15 protein-coding genes are annotated in these 18,120 nt (G+C 42.0%); 2 read left to right on the top strand and 13 right to left on the bottom strand.

Annotated features, from left to right (window positions below; all coding sequences use genetic code 11):
• Window positions 1–12 precede the first annotated feature (12 nt).
• A complete protein-coding gene (locus P8O70_06895) occupies window positions 13–1,482 on the top strand; it encodes an amidase family protein (protein MDG2196603.1) in 1,470 nt (489 codons plus the stop codon).
• A 60-nt stretch (window positions 1,483–1,542) separates the two neighbouring features.
• Here P8O70_06895 and P8O70_06890 read toward each other — a convergent pair whose 3' ends face one another.
• From P8O70_06890 to P8O70_06855, 8 genes are all read right to left on the bottom strand, one after another.
• Window positions 1,543–2,835, bottom strand: a complete 1,293-nt coding sequence (locus P8O70_06890; GenBank protein ID MDG2196602.1) for a TRAP transporter large permease — start codon at window positions 2,833–2,835, stop codon at window positions 1,543–1,545.
• Window positions 2,836–2,842: 7 nt separating this feature from the next.
• Window positions 2,843–3,322: a TRAP transporter small permease gene (locus tag P8O70_06885; GenBank protein MDG2196601.1), complete on the bottom strand. Its 480-nt coding sequence runs from the start codon at window positions 3,320–3,322 to the stop codon at window positions 2,843–2,845.
• Window positions 3,323–3,402: 80 nt separating this feature from the next.
• On the bottom strand, window positions 3,403–4,431 hold the full coding sequence (dctP, locus tag P8O70_06880; GenBank protein ID MDG2196600.1) for a TRAP transporter substrate-binding protein DctP: 1,029 nt from the start codon (window positions 4,429–4,431) through the stop codon (window positions 3,403–3,405).
• A 325-nt stretch (window positions 4,432–4,756) separates the two neighbouring features.
• The gene (locus P8O70_06875; GenBank protein ID MDG2196599.1) at window positions 4,757–5,956 is read right to left on the bottom strand and encodes a hypothetical protein; all 1,200 of its coding nucleotides are present in this window, start codon (window positions 5,954–5,956) and stop codon (window positions 4,757–4,759) included.
• A 3-nt stretch (window positions 5,957–5,959) separates the two neighbouring features.
• Window positions 5,960–6,778 carry an outer membrane lipoprotein-sorting protein gene (locus P8O70_06870; protein ID MDG2196598.1) on the bottom strand — a complete coding sequence of 273 codons (819 nt, stop codon included), beginning with the start codon at window positions 6,776–6,778 and terminating at the stop codon, window positions 5,960–5,962.
• 10 nt (window positions 6,779–6,788) lie between these two features.
• Window positions 6,789–9,155, bottom strand: a complete 2,367-nt coding sequence (locus P8O70_06865; GenBank protein ID MDG2196597.1) for an MMPL family transporter — start codon at window positions 9,153–9,155, stop codon at window positions 6,789–6,791.
• Window positions 9,156–9,271: 116 nt separating this feature from the next.
• Window positions 9,272–9,751, bottom strand: a complete 480-nt coding sequence (locus tag P8O70_06860) for a hypothetical protein (GenBank protein ID MDG2196596.1) — start codon at window positions 9,749–9,751, stop codon at window positions 9,272–9,274.
• Window positions 9,752–10,010: 259 nt separating this feature from the next.
• The gene (locus tag P8O70_06855) at window positions 10,011–11,606 is read right to left on the bottom strand and encodes a methyl-accepting chemotaxis protein (GenBank protein ID MDG2196595.1); all 1,596 of its coding nucleotides are present in this window, start codon (window positions 11,604–11,606) and stop codon (window positions 10,011–10,013) included.
• A gap of 166 nt (window positions 11,607–11,772) precedes the next feature.
• Between P8O70_06855 and P8O70_06850 the strand changes: the two genes are divergently transcribed.
• On the top strand, window positions 11,773–12,315 hold the full coding sequence (locus P8O70_06850) for an SCO family protein (protein MDG2196594.1): 543 nt from the start codon (window positions 11,773–11,775) through the stop codon (window positions 12,313–12,315).
• A gap of 41 nt (window positions 12,316–12,356) precedes the next feature.
• Here P8O70_06850 and P8O70_06845 read toward each other — a convergent pair whose 3' ends face one another.
• The 5 genes from P8O70_06845 to P8O70_06825 all read right to left on the bottom strand — a co-directional run bounded on the left by P8O70_06845 (window position 12,357) and on the right by P8O70_06825 (window position 18,120).
• Window positions 12,357–13,427 (bottom strand): NAD(P)-dependent oxidoreductase, encoded by a 1,071-nt coding sequence (locus P8O70_06845; protein MDG2196593.1) that lies wholly within the window; start codon window positions 13,425–13,427, stop codon window positions 12,357–12,359.
• Window positions 13,428–13,588: 161 nt separating this feature from the next.
• A complete protein-coding gene (locus P8O70_06840; protein MDG2196592.1) occupies window positions 13,589–14,455 on the bottom strand; it encodes an SMP-30/gluconolactonase/LRE family protein in 867 nt (288 codons plus the stop codon).
• Window positions 14,456–14,555: 100 nt separating this feature from the next.
• Window positions 14,556–15,668, bottom strand: coding sequence for a Gfo/Idh/MocA family oxidoreductase (locus tag P8O70_06835; GenBank protein MDG2196591.1), 1,113 nt, complete (start codon window positions 15,666–15,668; stop codon window positions 14,556–14,558).
• Window positions 15,631–16,605 carry an ABC transporter permease gene (locus tag P8O70_06830; protein MDG2196590.1) on the bottom strand — a complete coding sequence of 325 codons (975 nt, stop codon included), beginning with the start codon at window positions 16,603–16,605 and terminating at the stop codon, window positions 15,631–15,633. The genes P8O70_06835 and P8O70_06830 overlap by 38 nt, the downstream gene beginning before the upstream one ends.
• 24 nt (window positions 16,606–16,629) lie before the next feature.
• Entirely contained in the window at window positions 16,630–18,120 is a 1,491-nt protein-coding gene (locus P8O70_06825) for a sugar ABC transporter ATP-binding protein (protein MDG2196589.1), read from the bottom strand.

The raw sequence follows: 18,120 nt of genomic DNA, 5'->3' as shown, positions 1-18,120 counted from the left end.
AAGTAGATTTCAATGAATACAACGTCTAAGGACTACCCGTCCTTATTGACATGGACTCACCGTCCTGCTTGGGAACTGGCTCAGTTGATTCGCGAAAGAGAGGTCACTGCAGAAACTGTTGTGCAGGCACATCTCACTCAGATCAAGCACCACAATCCTCAAATCAAGGCGGTCAGTGCTCTAGACGAAGAGGAGGCACTTGTGAGGGCAAGGCAAGCCGATCAAGAGTTGTCAGCCGGTAACAACGAAATTGGTCCCTTGCACGGTGTGCCGATTACTCTGAAAGATCATGCGATCGTCAAAGGAATGAGAACGACCCTGGGACTACCACAGTACTGGAATTACAAGCCTTCCAAGGACTGTGAGTTGGTAGCACGGCTACGAAGAGCAGGAGCCATCATCCTTGGACGTACCAACGTTCCGTTTGGATGCTATGACTGGAACTGTCGGAACCCAATCTATCCAGAAACAGTTAATCCATGGAATTTTTCTCGGACTCCTGGTGGATCTTCTGGAGGTGCAGCTGCGGCAATTGCAACCGGAATGACTCCTTTGGACATGGGCTCTGATCTGGCTGGATCTATTCGACTCCCTTCCCACTGCTGCGGAATCCTTGGACTGCGTACCACTGACGGCCTCCTGCCCATGAATGACGTGGGGCCTGAAGATTTTCCTGATGCTCCTTCTTTTCTGACCGTCTGTGGGCCGATGGGTCGCAGCATTACCGATCTCCACTTGATGCTCTCTGTTTTAGCCCCTGAGCAGAGACAGGATACACCTCCGGTCCCTGAAAAACTCCGTATTGCCCAAACCGACACAATTCTGGACATCACCGCCAACGAAGTGACTCAAGCAGTGATCGAATCTTTTCTGAACAAACTGAGTAAAGATGGTCACAAGGTGACAAGAGATTGTGCACCTGAGGTCGACATGGCGGAGTGTTTTGAATTGTGGGCGCTGATCACTGGTCATCTCGCCAGTATCTCACTCCCCAAGTTGATGCGAACGGAACCCCTCAACTCCATCTTGTTGTTCTATGTGTTACAGATGCGAATGGGTGGCGGCTGGATCGCTCAGAATCTTCGAAGAGGATTTCATTCGTCAGAGCAGGATTTTCAAAAAGCCTTGGAGCGACTCGAAGAAATTCGGGAACAGGTGACAAAGTTCTATGACAAGTATGATCTCTGGATGCTTCCAAACATGCCTGGGCCTGCTTTTGAGAGAACTCGGATGAACTGGAATTTCAAAGTGAATGGGCAACGAGTTAGCTATGGAACTTACAACGGAACTTATCACTGTACTACTGCACTGATGGGAACCCCTGGTTTGACAGTGCCGATTGGTTTTAGCGAAGGATTACCACTCAGCGTCCAGGTACACAGCCGAGCTTTTTCTGATTTCTGGTTATTGAAGGTGGCTGAACAGCACCTTGAATCCCATGCAGAGATCCGCTGGCCTACTGGCTTCGGCCCCGCAAGCTAGCAACTCTAACCTAAAGTTGAGACGATGATCTGTCATCGCCGTGCAGGGTTAAGGAGTGATTCAGAAATGATTTTGTGGCAGGTAAAGAACAAGATTGGGGAAGAGGGTCAACACGAGAATTCCCAGCAAGAGCAGCAGCCAATAGGGAACGGTTGCCAAAGCGGTTTTGCCCAAGCCGATTTCATGGTTGGTGACAGCAACAATCACTGAGAGATTCAAACCAACAGGCGGGGTCACCTGGCCGATCTCAATCAGGATCGTGACAATGACCCCCAGCCAAATTGGATCAAAACCCAATCCTGTGAGCAGAGGAAAGACAATCGGTAGTGTCATCACCATCAGGGACAAGCCATCAAACAGACATCCCAGTAGAACGTAGCAGAGAATTACCAACAACAGCACCCAGTAGCGATCCCAACCCAACTCTTCGATAGCCTCAATCAAGGCTTGAGGTACTCCCAGAATACTGATGGATTGAGCGAGTATCACAGCCCCCACCACTACAAAGCCAATCGATCCATAGGTGATGGCTGCCTGGCGAAAGCAGTCCACTAGCTTACGAAAAGTTAGGTCTCCCCAGAGAAAGCCCAAGGCAATTGCGCTGACAACCCCAACTCCGGCAGCTTCTGTTGGGGTAGCAATCCCCAGCACAATTGTGCCCATCACCGCAAAGACCAGCCCGGCAACGGGCCAGATGCTCAATAAACTCTTAAGCTTTTGGAGAAAGGGAAGCTGCAGCTCTAGCTCTGTGGGATATAGAGTTCGATCCCTCAGACAGCGCACAAGGATGTAGGCCATGAAGCAGAGCGCCATCAACAGTCCTGGAATGATTCCTCCCAAAAAGAGTTGACCAATCGAAGTTTCTGTCAGTGAACCATAAATCAACAAAGATAAGGATGGAGGAATCAGCAGACCGAGGGTTCCACCGCCAGCCAGACTTCCAACCACCATTCGTCGATCATAACCTCGCTGACTCATCTCTGGATAGGCTACTGCTCCGACAGCAGCTGCAGTGGATAGGCTGGAACCACTGATTGCCCCAAAGACTGTGCAGACTGCGATATTAGTGTGTAGCAGGTTTCCAGGAACTCGATTGAAGACAGTTGACAGGGCTGCGTAAATGCGTTGACTGACTCCAGAAGCCAGCATCACTTCTCCCATGATGATGAACAAAGGAATCGCACTCAGAGTAAACTCATTGAGGACGTTCCAGACAGCGTTCAAAGCTAGGGAAGTCGCACCATTTACAAAGAACTGAAGGATGATCAGTCCGGTCAAACCGAGCGCTGCGCCGAGGGGAGCACTACTGGCAGCTGTTGCGATCAGTGTGCTGAGAAGAGTTGTCCAAAACATTTGGACTTCAACCTGATGAAGCGGAGTCGTGGGAAGAACGATGAATCTTCCAAAGGCAGAGCAGACTGGCGATGCCTGTCAAGAAGAACGAGATGGGGAGAATGGCCATCCAGGGAAGTAGAGGAAGTCGGGAGATCTCCGATTTGAGGTTCAGCTTTATGGCAAACTTTAACCATGGAAGAGTCTCATAGAGCATCCATGCAAAGAAGGCCAAGGTGACCAACTGCTTGAGAATCCTCAGTGCCCAGCGAACCTTTTCAGAAGGATGCTGTCTAAGCAGTGTGATCTGCACGTGCTTATCGTGCAGTGTAAGGTAGGGCAACATCAGGAAAAGAGAGGCAGACAGGAGCAAGCCGACCACCTCTTCGGTAAAGTTCAGCGGGGAGTTGAGAAAATAGCGCATCACTACTCCCACGCTAACCATTACAACCATTCCTAAGCCTGCCAAGGCAGCCAGCGCGACCATCCATCTTGAAATCAACTGCACATGGGTTCTCAGTGAACAGTGAGAGGAGTGCCAGGTACAAAGTACTTATTTGGTTGACTTCTCTTGAAATTGTTCATCATTCAGCGACCGACCGCTTTAAGGATCTTAGCTCTGTTGGCTGGAGCATTACCGCCGGCTTCTTCTGCCATGGTTTGCCAGGTACTGGCTGCCGCATCGAGGAAAGCCCGCTGATCCTGAGCTGGAAAATCAGCTATCCACTTGATCCCGGCTTGCTCCAAATCTTGACGGGCCTTCTGTTCTTTTTCGTTGTCATCAGAATAGTCGGTGGACCGTGCAAAGAGATTATCTGCTGCTTTCTTAACTTCAGACTGCATGGAAGCTGGTAGCGAATTCCACTGTTGCTCAGAAGCTCCTAGAACGTAGGGAAGGCCAGCAATTGGATAGAGGTAAGAAGCGAAGCCTGTGACTTCCTGTAGGGAAACGGTCTTGGCGTACAGAGCTGGATAGACCGCACAATCCACAACCCCGGTCTTCAAGGCAACATACATCTCAGTTTGACCAATGATCTGTGCGGATACACCGAGCTTGTCAAATGTTTCGACCATGTCCTTGCTCCAGACACGGAGTTTCTTTGTTCGTAGTGCTTCCAGCGTGTTCACTGCTTCATCACGACAAAAGATAGAAGCGTAAAGAATCGGCAAAGCCAAGAATCCTGCAGGCACGATTCCCCACTCCTTCAACTCTTCTGCATAGATATCCTTGAGCACTGGGATCGCCTTCAGGTGTTCCTCTGTGGAGCCCACAGAACCCTGAATGTAAACAGCGTTCATTGCGGGTGCATCCCGTCCCAGGTAATTGGCCCAGACCAGGCCCATCTCTGCTGCTCCGGTGGGAAGCCAACGCAGGACATCCTCGTTTTTCAGACCAAGAGAGCCACCATGATAGATCTTGATTTGTAGCTTGTTGTCTGTAGCTGCACCAACATCGTTGGCAAAGCGTTCAAGTTCCTTGGATTCATTACGATTTTCAGGGAGGCCATTATTGAATTTCCAGCTGAACTCCTGCGAGAAAACTGGGGTGGAAAAAAGCAGTGTTCCTGCAAGTACTGCTGTGATCGAACGCTTGATGAATGGAAGAAAGCTTTTCATGAACTCACCTTTACTGAATGATTGAAGAACCACAAGAAATGTGATTGAAAACAATGGGGAGTTAGCTAGTTACTGGGGGATGTTCTGCAAGACAAGTCGATTCTGATTTTAAACGATTTGCAAAACCAATTACTGTGCTGATTTCAGGTAAAAATTTGCAAAATATCGGCAATTGTAAAGCAAGAGGATCAACGAAGAAATCAGTTTAGCAGAAATTCAGTGAGTAACGTAGTCTCATGATTATTTGCAATTATTAACTAATTTGATGGCTGATAATTTGTCGGTGTAGGTACGTGGCTTGGGGAAAAAATCTAAAGTTTCAGCCTCACAGATAGGAGGTCAACTTGATTTGGACAAAGTCATCTGAATCAAATATGTAGGATGGATCTGAGGTTTGAGCTCCAGAAAATTCAGTTACTGAAACTTGAAGACTAAAGTTTTCGTATATTCTTGTTTCATATTCTAGAAAAGTGGTTGAGTTATACCTACTCGTGTCATAGATAGTTCCACCCAGAAAAGAGCTGTCGGACAAGTCGTTAAGAGTAATTCGGTATCCCGCAAAAATATCTTGATCAGAAAGAGTTTGGGGTTCGTACTTAGACCTGTCATCATGCTGATATTCAAATAAAATTGAAAAATCAGAATCAGAATCAAATATCTGGTAAAAGGAGTATTCAAAACCAGATACAGCCGCAGTATATGTCTCTGAAAATCCGTCTCTCACAATGACTTCGGTTTTGAAAAGCAAGTCAACATATGTGTATTGGAAGTCCAAACCTATCTGACTAATTTGTCCATAATATGGAAGTAATTCAGCTGCTGAGTTTGGTAAAATGAGGGGCTCTCTGCTGGTTCCCTTGAAATAGCTCAGACCAAAATCTACATCAGCAAAGTAGTGACTATATCGAAGAGCAACATCTAAGTTGTGTAGCGCATCTGTGGACTCAAATTCTGAATCATTATTTTCAATTTCAGTAGCGCCTCTAAAGCGTCCTTCATGTCCGGAAAAACTTCTCTCTCTAAAGTAAGGTAGGAGATAGAGAGAAAATGTCCCGTACTCTGGAAGAAACTGAAGATTTATCATTGGTTGACCTAATTTCTGGTCCCCAGAGAAGTCTCCAGCATCAGTCTGGTTGATAACATCAACTAAGTTAATCGATTCGGCGACACCCCAAAAAACAGTGTTGACACCAACCAAAACTTCTATTGGATCAGATTCAAAGAGCCAGTATCCTTCCCTAATATCAAGGAGATCTCTGTTCTCATCAATCCCATCTTTTCTGAAGAAAGGGTTGATGGTGACGGAGTGATTACTATCTAAAGGATAGAATACCTCAAAAAACCCTTCGACAGAGGTTTGAAAATCATCCGTAGATTGTCCAACCCACTTTGGGGGGTTCTTAAAAAATCTAGTTTCAATCCCCAAAGATAACCGGGTATCAATATTTTCATTACCAAAAAGACTGCTGGTGATGAAGCAGAGAAAAAGGACGTTTGCGAAGAAAAGATTAGAAAATGAAAACATGAGTTACCGAACCCGGCTCAGCTTTCCTTTCTCAAAAGCATTATCAGCCAATCCGGTCTTGAATTGATAATCTGCCCAAATTAAGTCTGTTTGCTTCTTGGTTTGTACATTTTTCATGGCAAACCTGTGAGAGCGCCAGATACCATCCAAATACTCTCTGTAATCAGATGCTTCAAGTACTTTCAGCAGTTGGCCTCTACGGTCATAAAACTCTAACTTTCTTAGTTGAAAAATTGATTGGTCAATCCAACTTATTTGTTTGGAATATCCTGACTTTTTGTACAAAGGTACTCTTTCCAAAACATCACAAGTCAACTCTCCACATGGCTCCTCTCTCAAAAATTTATATGAGAATTTTTTGAGTTCAGTAGCTGTAAAATCTTCAAAAGCGAATTCTGATCCCACAAAGGGACCAGACTTATTGCTTGAAGAAATTCTCTTGACCCTTTTTAAGGCTGGCAGATAAAGCCACTGATTGTCAGGTTTTAGAATCTGTGCATGGGAAAGAAGAGCGGTTCCTTTGATGTCCCGAGGTGTGTTGAAGAGCACAAGACTTTTGTCTCCAACCTCCTCATTTTCTCTTTCCAGAGTAGTAAAATTGATTGATCTTGTCGTTTCATCTCCTGCAGCATTTCTCAAAATCATTGTCATTTCTACTTTGCTGTCTCCATAACCGTTGTCAGATCGATCTGATCTAGCAGCTATTTCAAAACCTTTTTCCTCGGGTGATTCGCCAAAGGCTGTTACAGAAAGAGAAAGCAAAAAGATTAATGAAATGATCAAAAAAGTTTTTGAATGATTTGCTGTTGCATTGATTGACATAGTGCGCTCCTCATACTCCAGAAGTTGCAGGATGGACAGTATTGACATTTCTACTGTTGGAAACAGCAGAATCATTTTTGAAGAGAAGAATGGCAGGCAAAAGTAGGAAATCTAAAATGAGTGCAAAAACAATTGCTAAAATTGTCATCAGTCCCATGTCTACATTTAATTTGAATGTAGAGCTAGTTAGTACTCCAAAACCCACAGCCAATATGAAGGTATTGATGACAATGGCCATTCCTACATTATCGAAGGCATATCGAATCGAATCTTCAACACTTAATTGACGATCTTCTCGTGCTCGAACATATTTCGATAGGAAGTGAACAGTATCATCGACTACGATTCCGAGCGATATCGAAGCTACTGTAGCAACTGAAAACCCAACATCACCCACTAGGATTGCCCAGGCACCAAAGGTGGTAAGAATGGGTAGTCCGTTTGGAATTAGACTTAACAAGCCCAATTTTAAGCTTCTCAAAGCGACAATCATCATCAAAGCAATTGCAAAAATTGCTATCATCGTCCCAGTAATCATACTACTGATGTTTCTTTCTGTAATGTAGGTGAACATTACGCTGGCACCAGTTGGTTTCGTTTGCATGTAATTAGGGAAATTTTCCTGCATCCAATTTTCAGTCTGAACAAGAAAATTCTTTAGTTCAGCAGTGGTTAATCGACCAAAGGTAACCGTCACCCTTGAAGCACTCTTATCAATGTTGATTCTATCATTTAAGTCTAGTCCGTATGGTAAAGAAAGCTCATACAAAAGAAGATATTGGGCAGATAATTCTCTTTCTTCAGGAATTTTGTAATAATTTTGATCATCACCATGCATATTTTTGTTTAACCTCTTCATAATGTCTGAGATTGAATACACATGCTCTACATTTTTGACCCCACGTAAATATATTATAAATTTCTCTATATTCTGCAGATATTCTGGTTCACTGATACCCCCTTCTGATTTTGCAGGGATCGAATATTCAATTGGATAAACTCCAAAATTATCTAAAACAACATCAGAGTCACTTCTGAATTTTACAGATTCATCAAAATACTCAACCCATTGATCATCAAATTTAATTGTCGGAATGAAGCATATAATAATTAGTGTTATTACACTAGTTCCGATAAATACTTTCTTGTGATTATCAATAACAAAATTTGCCAACTTCAACATAATACTTTGAGTCTTTTCTTTTTCTGAGACTACCTTGGTACTATAAGGTAGTAAGCTTATAATCACTGGCAAAAGTGTAATGGAGAATAACCAAGCGGCACCAATGCCCACTGCTGTGATATTGCCAAGATGCCAATAAGGTGGGGAGTCAGAAAAATTAAGAGCAAGGAATCCAACAATTGTAGTTGCAGATGTTATTGTCACAGGAAGAAAATTTATTTTCAAAGACTCTACAATTGCTTTTTGTTTGACCATTCCTTCTTGCATTAACCTTTTTAAGGTGATGTATATGTGTATTGCGTCAGCAACTGCGAGTGTTAAAATTACAGTTGGTGCGGCCATTGAAATTGGGGTTAATTCAATACCTGCGTATCCACCAATCCCCATCCCAACCATTGTTGATAAGATAATCAAAATCAACACTGCAACCGTTGGACTCCAAGCTCGGATGATTAGCCAAACTAGGGCGAATATCACTAAGAACATAATAGGAGTAATGGTTCCGGCATCTTTCATTCCAGCTTCTGCAAAAGCGTTATTAAGAGCTGCGACACCAGAAACATATACTTCAAGATTGGGATAATCAGCTTCAATTTTCCTTTCAATATCCAGTGCAAAATTGACAGCTTGTGGAACTTCCATCAAATCTTTTTCCGCAAATTGTAAAACCGCATTTACTGCAGATACTTTTCCATCTTTAGAGATGGACTGATTCAGTAATAAAGGCTCTTCCAAAGCAATTTTGAGCCTGCTTTGATAATACGTTTCTTCTGCATCTGTCTCATTAATAAGATCTTCAACGACTAGGTCATCTTCAATAGCGCTGGTGTGTTGAAAATTTGTTACTGAATCAACCCTTATTACAAATGGAATTTGCCAAGCCTGCTCAGTCAGTTCTTTTATCGCTGATAAATCACTATTATTAAAAATATTTCCTGAATCTTTCTTTTTAACAACAAAAAGTACATTGTCATTTTTGGTATATGTACTTTGAAATGATTCAAAAGCTTTTAGTTCAGGGTTACTATCAGAAAAGAAAACTCTATAATTTGTAGAAAATTTCAAATTCTGTGCGCCGTATCCACAAATGAGTGCGAAGACTATTGATAAGATTATTGTTAGTAATTTATTTCGCAATAGCATCTCAGTAAATTTAACTGAATATAAGTCAATTTGCTGAAAATAATTTTTCATTTATATTTTACTTAATTTGAAGAATTTTATCTCTTATTTTTCCTTCGAACTTTGGTCTGCCCTTTAAGCAAATATGTGATCAAGGGCAAACCTGAAGAAAAATGTGGTTTATTAGTTTATTTTGGTGTCATATGGTAAATACCTGAACCATCAGGCAATTGTCCAATAAAGCCACCAGTAATTTCCATCCCAACGTATTTCTCGTAAATTCCAGTTCCTTGTGCCATTGTTGCGTTGTAAACACCGTCTTTGCCAAAAGTACCGTAGAATAAGCTTACATCGCCATTAGGATCTACTGATTCACATACGCCAATTCCACCCAACATTGCTCCGCCAGAGTTTGTTACTACCGTATTATGGCAAGTAGCTTTGACCACTCTTGGTATTCCTTCTGGTGCTTTTGAATAATCCCAAATGTCAGTTGATTTCATGTGTGTGATAGCACCTGTCTTTCCGGTAACTGTTTCACTAGAAATGGGTATTTGGGTACCAGTAGCTTCCCAACCTTTCATGTGTCCACCTGCGAATGCTGAATTTACTGGGATTGTAATTAACAATGCTACAGATAGCCTTGCTACAGTTTTCATTACACTCATTTGAACTCTCCTTGAAGTAAGAAAATGAATATCAATGACTCCTTTGTGAAGTCATTGATACCATACACCATCTTTGAAAAATTTTTACCTTTTAATTGGATGATACTTTAATTTATAGGATACAATTCTGTCGAACAAGATGGGGATTAGGAAATGAAAATTATAACCTCAAAGTCTCAAGTGAGTTTCTCCAGCATTTTCGATGGAGTTCTAAAAAATGAGTTGAAGAATTGATTGTAGTCCTCTGTCGAAAACATTTTCACTTACTACTCAATGGGGGGACAAAGGTATTAAGGCTGGGTAGATTTTGAATTCCTCGTTGGGCAAGTTCGCTCAATTGATCCATTTCCAAACGGATGCTCTTGAGGGCACTGTTTTGCTCATTAGAAAACAGCTGAATTTCCCGTACCATTGCCGTGGTCTTGGTGATTTCAGGCACATAGTTCTGTAATTCAGCTGTTGCTTCCTCGGCAGTTGCCAAGCATTTTTTAGCGATTTGTTGGATGTCCTGCGCAGTGAGCTTACTCTGTGTCGCTAGATTGTTGACTTCCTGTGCAACTACTCCAAAACCCTTACCATGCACACCTGCTCTTGCAGATTCAACAGAGGCATTGAAGGCCAACAACGTCGTCTGCTTCGCAATTTCCTGAACTTGCGCAACATTGTCATGAATTGAACTCATTGCTGTGTGTAGCTTCTGAATCCGCTGAACATTCATTTGGGTGCTATTCAGAGCTTGATTCATCATAGTTACAGCCTCTTCGGCGTACTTGGCGTTATCTTCGACCCGTTGGCTGACTTGAGTCACGGCCACTGAGACCTCCTCTACCGTTTTTGCCTGATTTTGTGTGGTTTCGATCATCTGCCCAACCAGATGCCTCAAAGTTTCGACAGTTTGATTAACTCCATGGCTCATTGTTGAGAACTCTCCTGCTGATAAGGCTTTCACTTTGCCAGAAAACTTCCCCTGTTTTAGGTCCTGCATCGTGCTGTTGATATCGCTCACCAACTCTTGCATGTATTGCATAGAGCTATTGAGAGAGTCCTGAACTTCCCGAATATCTCCTTGATCTGTGGTTTCGATTCGTTTACTCAGATCTCCTTTTTGTAGAGCGAAGACCATCTCCTGCACTTGCCCAAACAACTCAGAGATGGTGTCCATCAGAGTATTGTAGTGCCGAATTGGCGAGTCTGGATTAGGATCGATCAGTTCAATGCGACCTTTGAATGAGTGTGTTTGACTGACTTCAAGCATTGATTGAACAATTGCGTTGCTTTCGCAAAAATTCTTAGTGTTATCCACAATGATGGAGGTCAAGACTCCTGCTTGAACCACGACAAAAACAGCATGCAGCAGAAAGATGTCAAATCCGGTCCCATAATCAAAAACAGAGACGGGCATACCGGCAATCATCCAGCCGGCTTGTTGGCAGTAATTCCCAATCAGATGATGCAGGGCTATTACGATGGCAGCGGTCAGTACTGGTATTGGATCTCGATAGCGAGGCAGAAAAGACATCGAGACAAAGACATGAAAGTGCATCTCGATGCGGCCCAATCCCTGCTGAATCATGATTGCTGAAAACAACATGAGACTGGCCCCAACAACCATCCGACACACTACGGTGCCCCTGTAGAAAAGATAGGCTAGGCCGACCAATAAAGTGACGATTCCACCAGTGATGAAGCCAAACAAATAGGTTCCAGTTGGCAGAGCAGTTGCGGTACTAACCAGTAACCACTGAACAACAGTCAATATCAGGAACAGCCGATCTGCTTTGATGAAATCTTCTTGCAGGGCCTGCTTTACGGATTCAGAAATGTGAGATGAAAACGCATGAAAAAATATTCTCACAGGGATTCCTCAATTTTTGGGACTAGGTTAGTTGATCGAAATTCTGATATTTGTAGGGTTCCTATGTGGTTCCTTTACAATTTGTGTCAGTGATGTTGAACATGTCTAGTAAATTGAACCGTGAATACTAATGTGAGTCATAAAATAACTGCAAAATTTATCGAACATGTTTGAAAGTAATCACAGATGTCTTTGGTTGGGAGGTACAGTACTGATTGGGGCAATGCTAGGGCTATTGATTGCGCTGCCGTGGTTCCCGATGGCTAGCTCAGGCAAGACAGTCCAGCTGGAGTTCCTACCGAGTGAACCTGATCAGGCTTTGCTTTTTTTTGGATTTCCTGGCTGTGGAGAGATTTGTCCAATCGCAATGGAGCGGCTTCATGCGATCAAGTCGAACGGGGGGTTCCCAGTCCCCATTCAAGTGGGCTTGGTGAACATAGCAGTAGATCTTCCAGCTTTTACCGTTTCAGAATATGCCAATTCGTTTGATCCTGAGTTTACTGGCTACCACCTGGATCGTGGAAAACTGGGGTCACTGGCCCAAGAATTGGGATTGAACTTACCTGCGACAGAAGGTGGAATCTCAACCAGCCTTTCACATTCTGATGCCTTGTTCTTACTTCAGCACGCCCAGGATGAATCTTGGAGGCTGAAGCAGATTTTCTCTGCAACCCGCCTGACCAGGCAGCAACTACTGAAAAGTTTATAAAGCTTTCTGAATTCAACTTTAGCTAGATTGGTAAATTCCAATCACCTGTCTACTCCAAATCTTAGACAATAGTTAGCAAGCTTCTTTTGCCAACTAGGATGTTCAAGCACCTCTTGATTGACCAATCCAACTGGGATCTGGCCCTGCATCACAGCTAGAACGGCTTGTACATCTGCTGCACCAATTCCAGCAAAACATTGATCAGTCCAGCACAGAGCATGAGGTGTGAGGATAACGTTATCTAACTGCAGAATAGGATCTTCCAACGGAGGAGGCTCCACCTCAAGAACATCAAGTCCAGCCCCTGCAATTCTTTGCTCCTGGAGAGCTTTTGTCAGAGCAGTTTGATCGACAACAGGACCCCTGGCGGTGTTGATCAAGTAGGCGGTTGGTTTCATCAATGATAGCCGCTCTGCGTTGACGATGTGTCGAGTACTTTCAGTTAGTGGACAGTTGATCGCAAGTATGTCTGACTGCAGGAACAACTCTTCAAGTGATACCAGTTCCACATTTAATTCCTGAGCTTTTGTCTCAGTGAGGAATGGATCATGGGCAATAAACCTCAGATCGAAGGGAGTCGCTAATCGAAAAAGCTCTGCTCCAATGTTTCCTACTCCAAGCGAACCCAGAGTTTTACCAACCAATCCTACTCCCATGTGCTCAGAGCGCTTTGCAAACCCTGCTGGGCCTTGCCGCGTCAGTTGGTCTTTCACCATCAACTTGCCAGTTAATGCCAGCATCAGGGTGATTATAGATACCGCCACAGGACGCCGGACTCCATTCGGGGTGATCGCCAATCCAATACCAAACTCCGTACAGGCATCAGCATCCACTGAGTCGTAGCCAACTCCGAAGCGAGCCACTAGAGATAACCTGCCTTCCGGATCAATACTTTGACGGGAGAACTTGGAGGATAAGAGTATCAGCGCATCGAACTCTTTGAGCGCATCGGCCACCATCTCTCCATTCACCGGAGGAACATATTCCAACTGGATGCGCTCATCTCTTTGGAGCGTAGAGAGATCAAACATGGGATAGGAAGGACTACCGTCCACTCGCAGAAAATCGGCGCTCAAGGCGATACGAAATTGATCTACATTCAATTCGGGCACGTCGGATTCTCCCTATAAATTGTGGATTATTGCTTCACTCTTTTAACATCTTTCGAAAAGGGGTAATGAGACACCAAAATCACTGATAGCAAACTTGACAAAATTATTTGCCAGAATTCTTTATAATTGTGTGACCCAAAATACTGAATTGGCAAGTATCATCAGAGTTTATACATTGCCTCAATTTGGCCTACATGTGCTGAAGCAAATTTGAAGACACACCCTGCATCAGGTTGGCTTGATTTAGAAGTGTCATCTAAATTGGCCCACGCTGTAGTCACGCGCAATTCAGAACAATTCGCACCACCAAAAGCTGGACAACTCACCTGACTGGCTGAGACATGAAGTTCGGTAAGCAAAGATCCGTCGGGGCGATATACTGCTACTTTGGAGGCTCCCCAAAGGGCTATCCAAACGTTTCCTTGTGAATCAACGATAGCACCATCAGGTATAATATTGGATTCAAAAGAGATAAAAACCTGACGTTCAGATAAAGGTAGTCCTGTCTGAGGATTCAATTCTACACGCCAGACTAAATTTAGCGCACTGTCTGCAAAGTAGCCGGTAGTACCATCAGGTGTAAAACAAGTTGAATTGGGTATAGTGACGCTGGAATACAGCAATTGAATTTTACCTGATCTGATATGATAGATAGACCCTGCACCTGGTTCAGCATTGTGACCCATTGTCCCGAACCAAAAAGAACCACTTGGATGAACTCTACAATCGTTACTACGCGTCAGAGAATTCTCTGACTCAATCTCTAAATAACTCTCCCACCTTTTGCTCTCAAGATCCAAAATATGAAGACCATCATCAACTGCAACAAGAAGTCGATTACTGTCAATCCTTGCAGCCGCACTGGCCATACCAGGACAATCAATTACCTTAGTCGATTGATCATCAGTTTGTTCGTAAAACTTAGAATTAAGAATATCAAACCAGCAAAAGCTATGACGCTCAGGATGCCAAAAGATACCCTCACCTAACTCGCAAACCGGCACATTGCAAACTTCCATTGATTTCATTTGCAGCTCCAAAAAAAATGAATCAAAAGGATTAAGTAAAGGACTAAATAAAATTTTTAAAGCGTTTTATATATTCTGATTTCATCAGAAATTGAGGTATTCAAAATATTTCTTGAGGGGACACCCACATCTTTTCAATGTTTGATTTGGCCATTGCAAAGGCAACTCTCATTTCTCCCAAAGAATATTCAGCACTGGCATCGGGCGTTTTTCCTGACACAACACAAGAGTAAAAATCATGAAACTGATGGTAAAAAGATGAAATGTACCCATGTCTATCAAACAACTGAAAACCATCCGGGTGTGCTTGGTCAAAAACATATACCCCGCCCTCAGGCCCAACCATGATCTCTCCCTGGGTGCCTGTGATTCTAAATGTGTAATCTTTCGAAAACACAGTTTTTTCAGTGAGAATACCTTCAAAAATTGCTGTTAGAGGTTTTTCAAAAGTAAATATTGCCTGAGATAAACTTTCACCTTCCATCAAAGGGTGGGGATAAGAAAACTTGCAGAAAGTCTCTTGGATTTCACCAAACCAAAACCTTAATGGGCGAATCCAATGAGCACCACCATCAATTGTAATTCCGCCACCAGCAGCTGCTACAGAATATCTCCATGCTTTGGATTCAGTGCCACCCGGCAAAACGCAGTAACTGTCAAATATATCTTTATCGGAGGCTTGTCTAAATGAAGCCTTTGCTGTGACAACCTCTCCAATAATCCCATCAGAAAGCAAATCGTTGACTTTCAAGATCTCAGGCCAATACTGGCTATTTTCAGCAATCATGAAAATTTGATTGGATCTTCTTGATTGCTCTAAAATTCTATATGCAGAATCAAGTGTATGGGCCATCGGTTTTTCAAGAAGAACATTCAAATTTTGGCTAAAAGCTCTTAGAGCAAGATCTTCATGAAGATAATGGGGTACAGAGATAATGACAGAATCCAAAGCTGTTTCTTGGACAGCATCTTCAAGTTGAGTGAATATTTTGCAGGATAAGTTGTATGTACTTTTGAATTCTTCAGCATTAACAAAATTGGTATCAATTAAAGCGACAATTTCAATAGGGTGCTTTGAATCTGCAGCATATTGAATAACAGACTCAGCATGTACAGCAGCTATTCTACCGCAACCAATAAGTGCTAACTTCATAAAGAAAAAATAATGAGAACAATCATATTCGGCTGAGAAATCTTTGCTTTTGGGCGTCAATAATCAGCGCTAGCAGGATGATAAAACCACGAACTGCATTCACCCAATAGGGATCCACACTCATCAAATTTAATGCATTATTAATAATTGCCAACAAAAGAACCCCAGCAAGTGCTCCAATTAGCGAACCTTCACCACCCTTGAGGCTAACTCCGCCGATTACTGCAGCAGCAACAACGTTCAGAGTGAGTTCAACACCAAGGTTTGGAACAGAGGTCTCTAACTTCCCAAGAAGCATCCATCCAGCAAAGGCAGCAAGGAAACCACTTACCGCATATACGAAAAGGACAATTTTCTTTTGGTCTATACCAACTGTTTGAGCAGTTTTGATGTTACTACCAACAAAAAGAATCTGTCTGCCAATAGTTGTTTGCTTTACAAAAAAATGAAAAATCAAGAACACGATAATCATTGTGATAATCGGCATTGGAATTCCATAAACCTGCCCACCACCAAGAAAATTAAATGAATCTGGTGTTCCAGGCATCACCGCTCCCTCACTGATAACGTAACCAAATCCTCTCAGAACAAGTTGCATTGCCAGGGTGACGATAAAGAAATTCATACCAACATACGCAATCAAGAGACCATTAATGAAACCAAATAATGTCCCTAAAGTAAGCATAATTGGAACAACTAAAACAGGTGCTAATTCAACACCTAGACCACCCGCTTGTGCAAAAGTTGATTCTGCTGCTGGTAGCATCAGCCATGCGGCAATAACAGTTACAATAGAAACATTGCCTTCTGCAGAAAGATCCAAACTTTTGGCAAAAAGACAGAGAGCTTGTCCGATCACCATAATTCCTAATACACTTCCACCTATCAAGATATTCTGAATGTTTGTTGGTGAGGAGAAATTCGGAATTAAAAACGAAAAGCACAAAAAAGTAGAGATCAAGACATACCAGATAAAGTATTTAAACAAATGTTGCATATTTTTGTAATTAGGACAGCATACTTAAGATTGGGCCTGTTCCATCGATAACATAATTTTCTCAAATGAAAAACTTTCATGCGCAAATTCTTCAACCAATCTATTTTCATTCATTACAATTATGCGATCACAAATATTAATCATTTCTCTAATCTCTGAGGATGCGATTAGAATACTAATTTGATCCAAAGATAGATCTTCTATAATTCTGTAAATATCATTTTTGGCATTCACATCTACGCCCTGAGTTGGCTCCTGTAAAAGCATTAATTTAGGATTAATTACAGATAATCTACCAAAGATAATTTTTTGTTGATTGCCGCCACTAAATAAGTCAATTGCCTTTTCTAGGTCAGGTGGGTGGATTTTTAACTTTTCAATTTGATCAATAGCTATATGTCTTTCTTTTGAATTACGAATAAAAGTCCAATTTGAAATTTTATTTAAAACAGACACAGTAATATTTTCTGCAAGAGAGCGGAAATTTATCAACCCATTCTCATGCCTGTCATGTGTTAAGTATGCTACCCCCTGTTTCATTGATTCTGAGGGTGTTTTACTTTTAAAATCTTTTCCTTCAAGTTTGATCTCACCAATTCCTCTTCTGTCCATTCCATAGAGACTTTGCATCAATTCATTCAACCCTGAAGATCCAAGGCCGCAAATTCCCAAAATTTCACCTTCATGAATAGCAAAGTTGATTTTCTCAAAATAACCCCGCCGTGTTAAGTTTTTTACCTCAAAAACTTTTTTCTTATTACTGATGTAATTCGTTCTCTTGTACGAACCTACGCTTTTTCCGACCATTAAATTGATTAATTTTTCTATGTCTAATTCATTTACGCAATGTGTGCCTTTACTTGTCCCATCAACAAGTACTGTTACATTGTCACAAATTTCGAAAATTTCTTCTAAATGATGAGAAATGAAAATGAAACTTATTCCTTTCTCCTTTTGCTGATTTATGAATTTAAATAATAATCTTCTTTCTCTTTTATTTAAAACAGCAGTTGGTTCATCTAAAATTATTATTTTTGAATCATAAAGAACTGCTTTAGATATAATTAGCATTGTTCTTTGTTCAACACTTAACTCTTGTACAGAAATTTTACAATCTAGATTAAGGCCCATACTACTTAAGGCTTCGTTCGCTTTCCTATAAACTTTATTCCAATTGATGAGTCCATACTGATTCTTAGGAAGATTTCCACAGAATAAATTTTCTGCAACTGAAAGTGTGTTAAGCATTCGAAGCTTTTGTGGTACGAAAGTAATTCCCAGTTCAATCATAGTCCTGGGTTGAGCATTCTGAATTTTAGTATCATTGAAGAAAATTTCTCCTTCATCAGCATCTATGATCCCCATGACAATGTTCATTAGTGTTGACTTACCTGCACCATTTTTACCCACTATCCCATGAATTTCATTCTCATGGAATGTTACCGATACGGAGGATAATGCTTGATTACCTGGAAATCTTTTGCTGATATCAACTAATTGTAAAATTTCTTTCAT

The organism is SAR324 cluster bacterium (assembly GCA_029245725.1).
In the GTDB taxonomy this organism is placed as follows: Bacteria; SAR324; SAR324; order SAR324; family NAC60-12; genus JCVI-SCAAA005.
The sequence above is the reverse complement of the archived record's forward strand: the minus strand, read 5'-3'. Positions and strand labels throughout refer to the sequence as shown.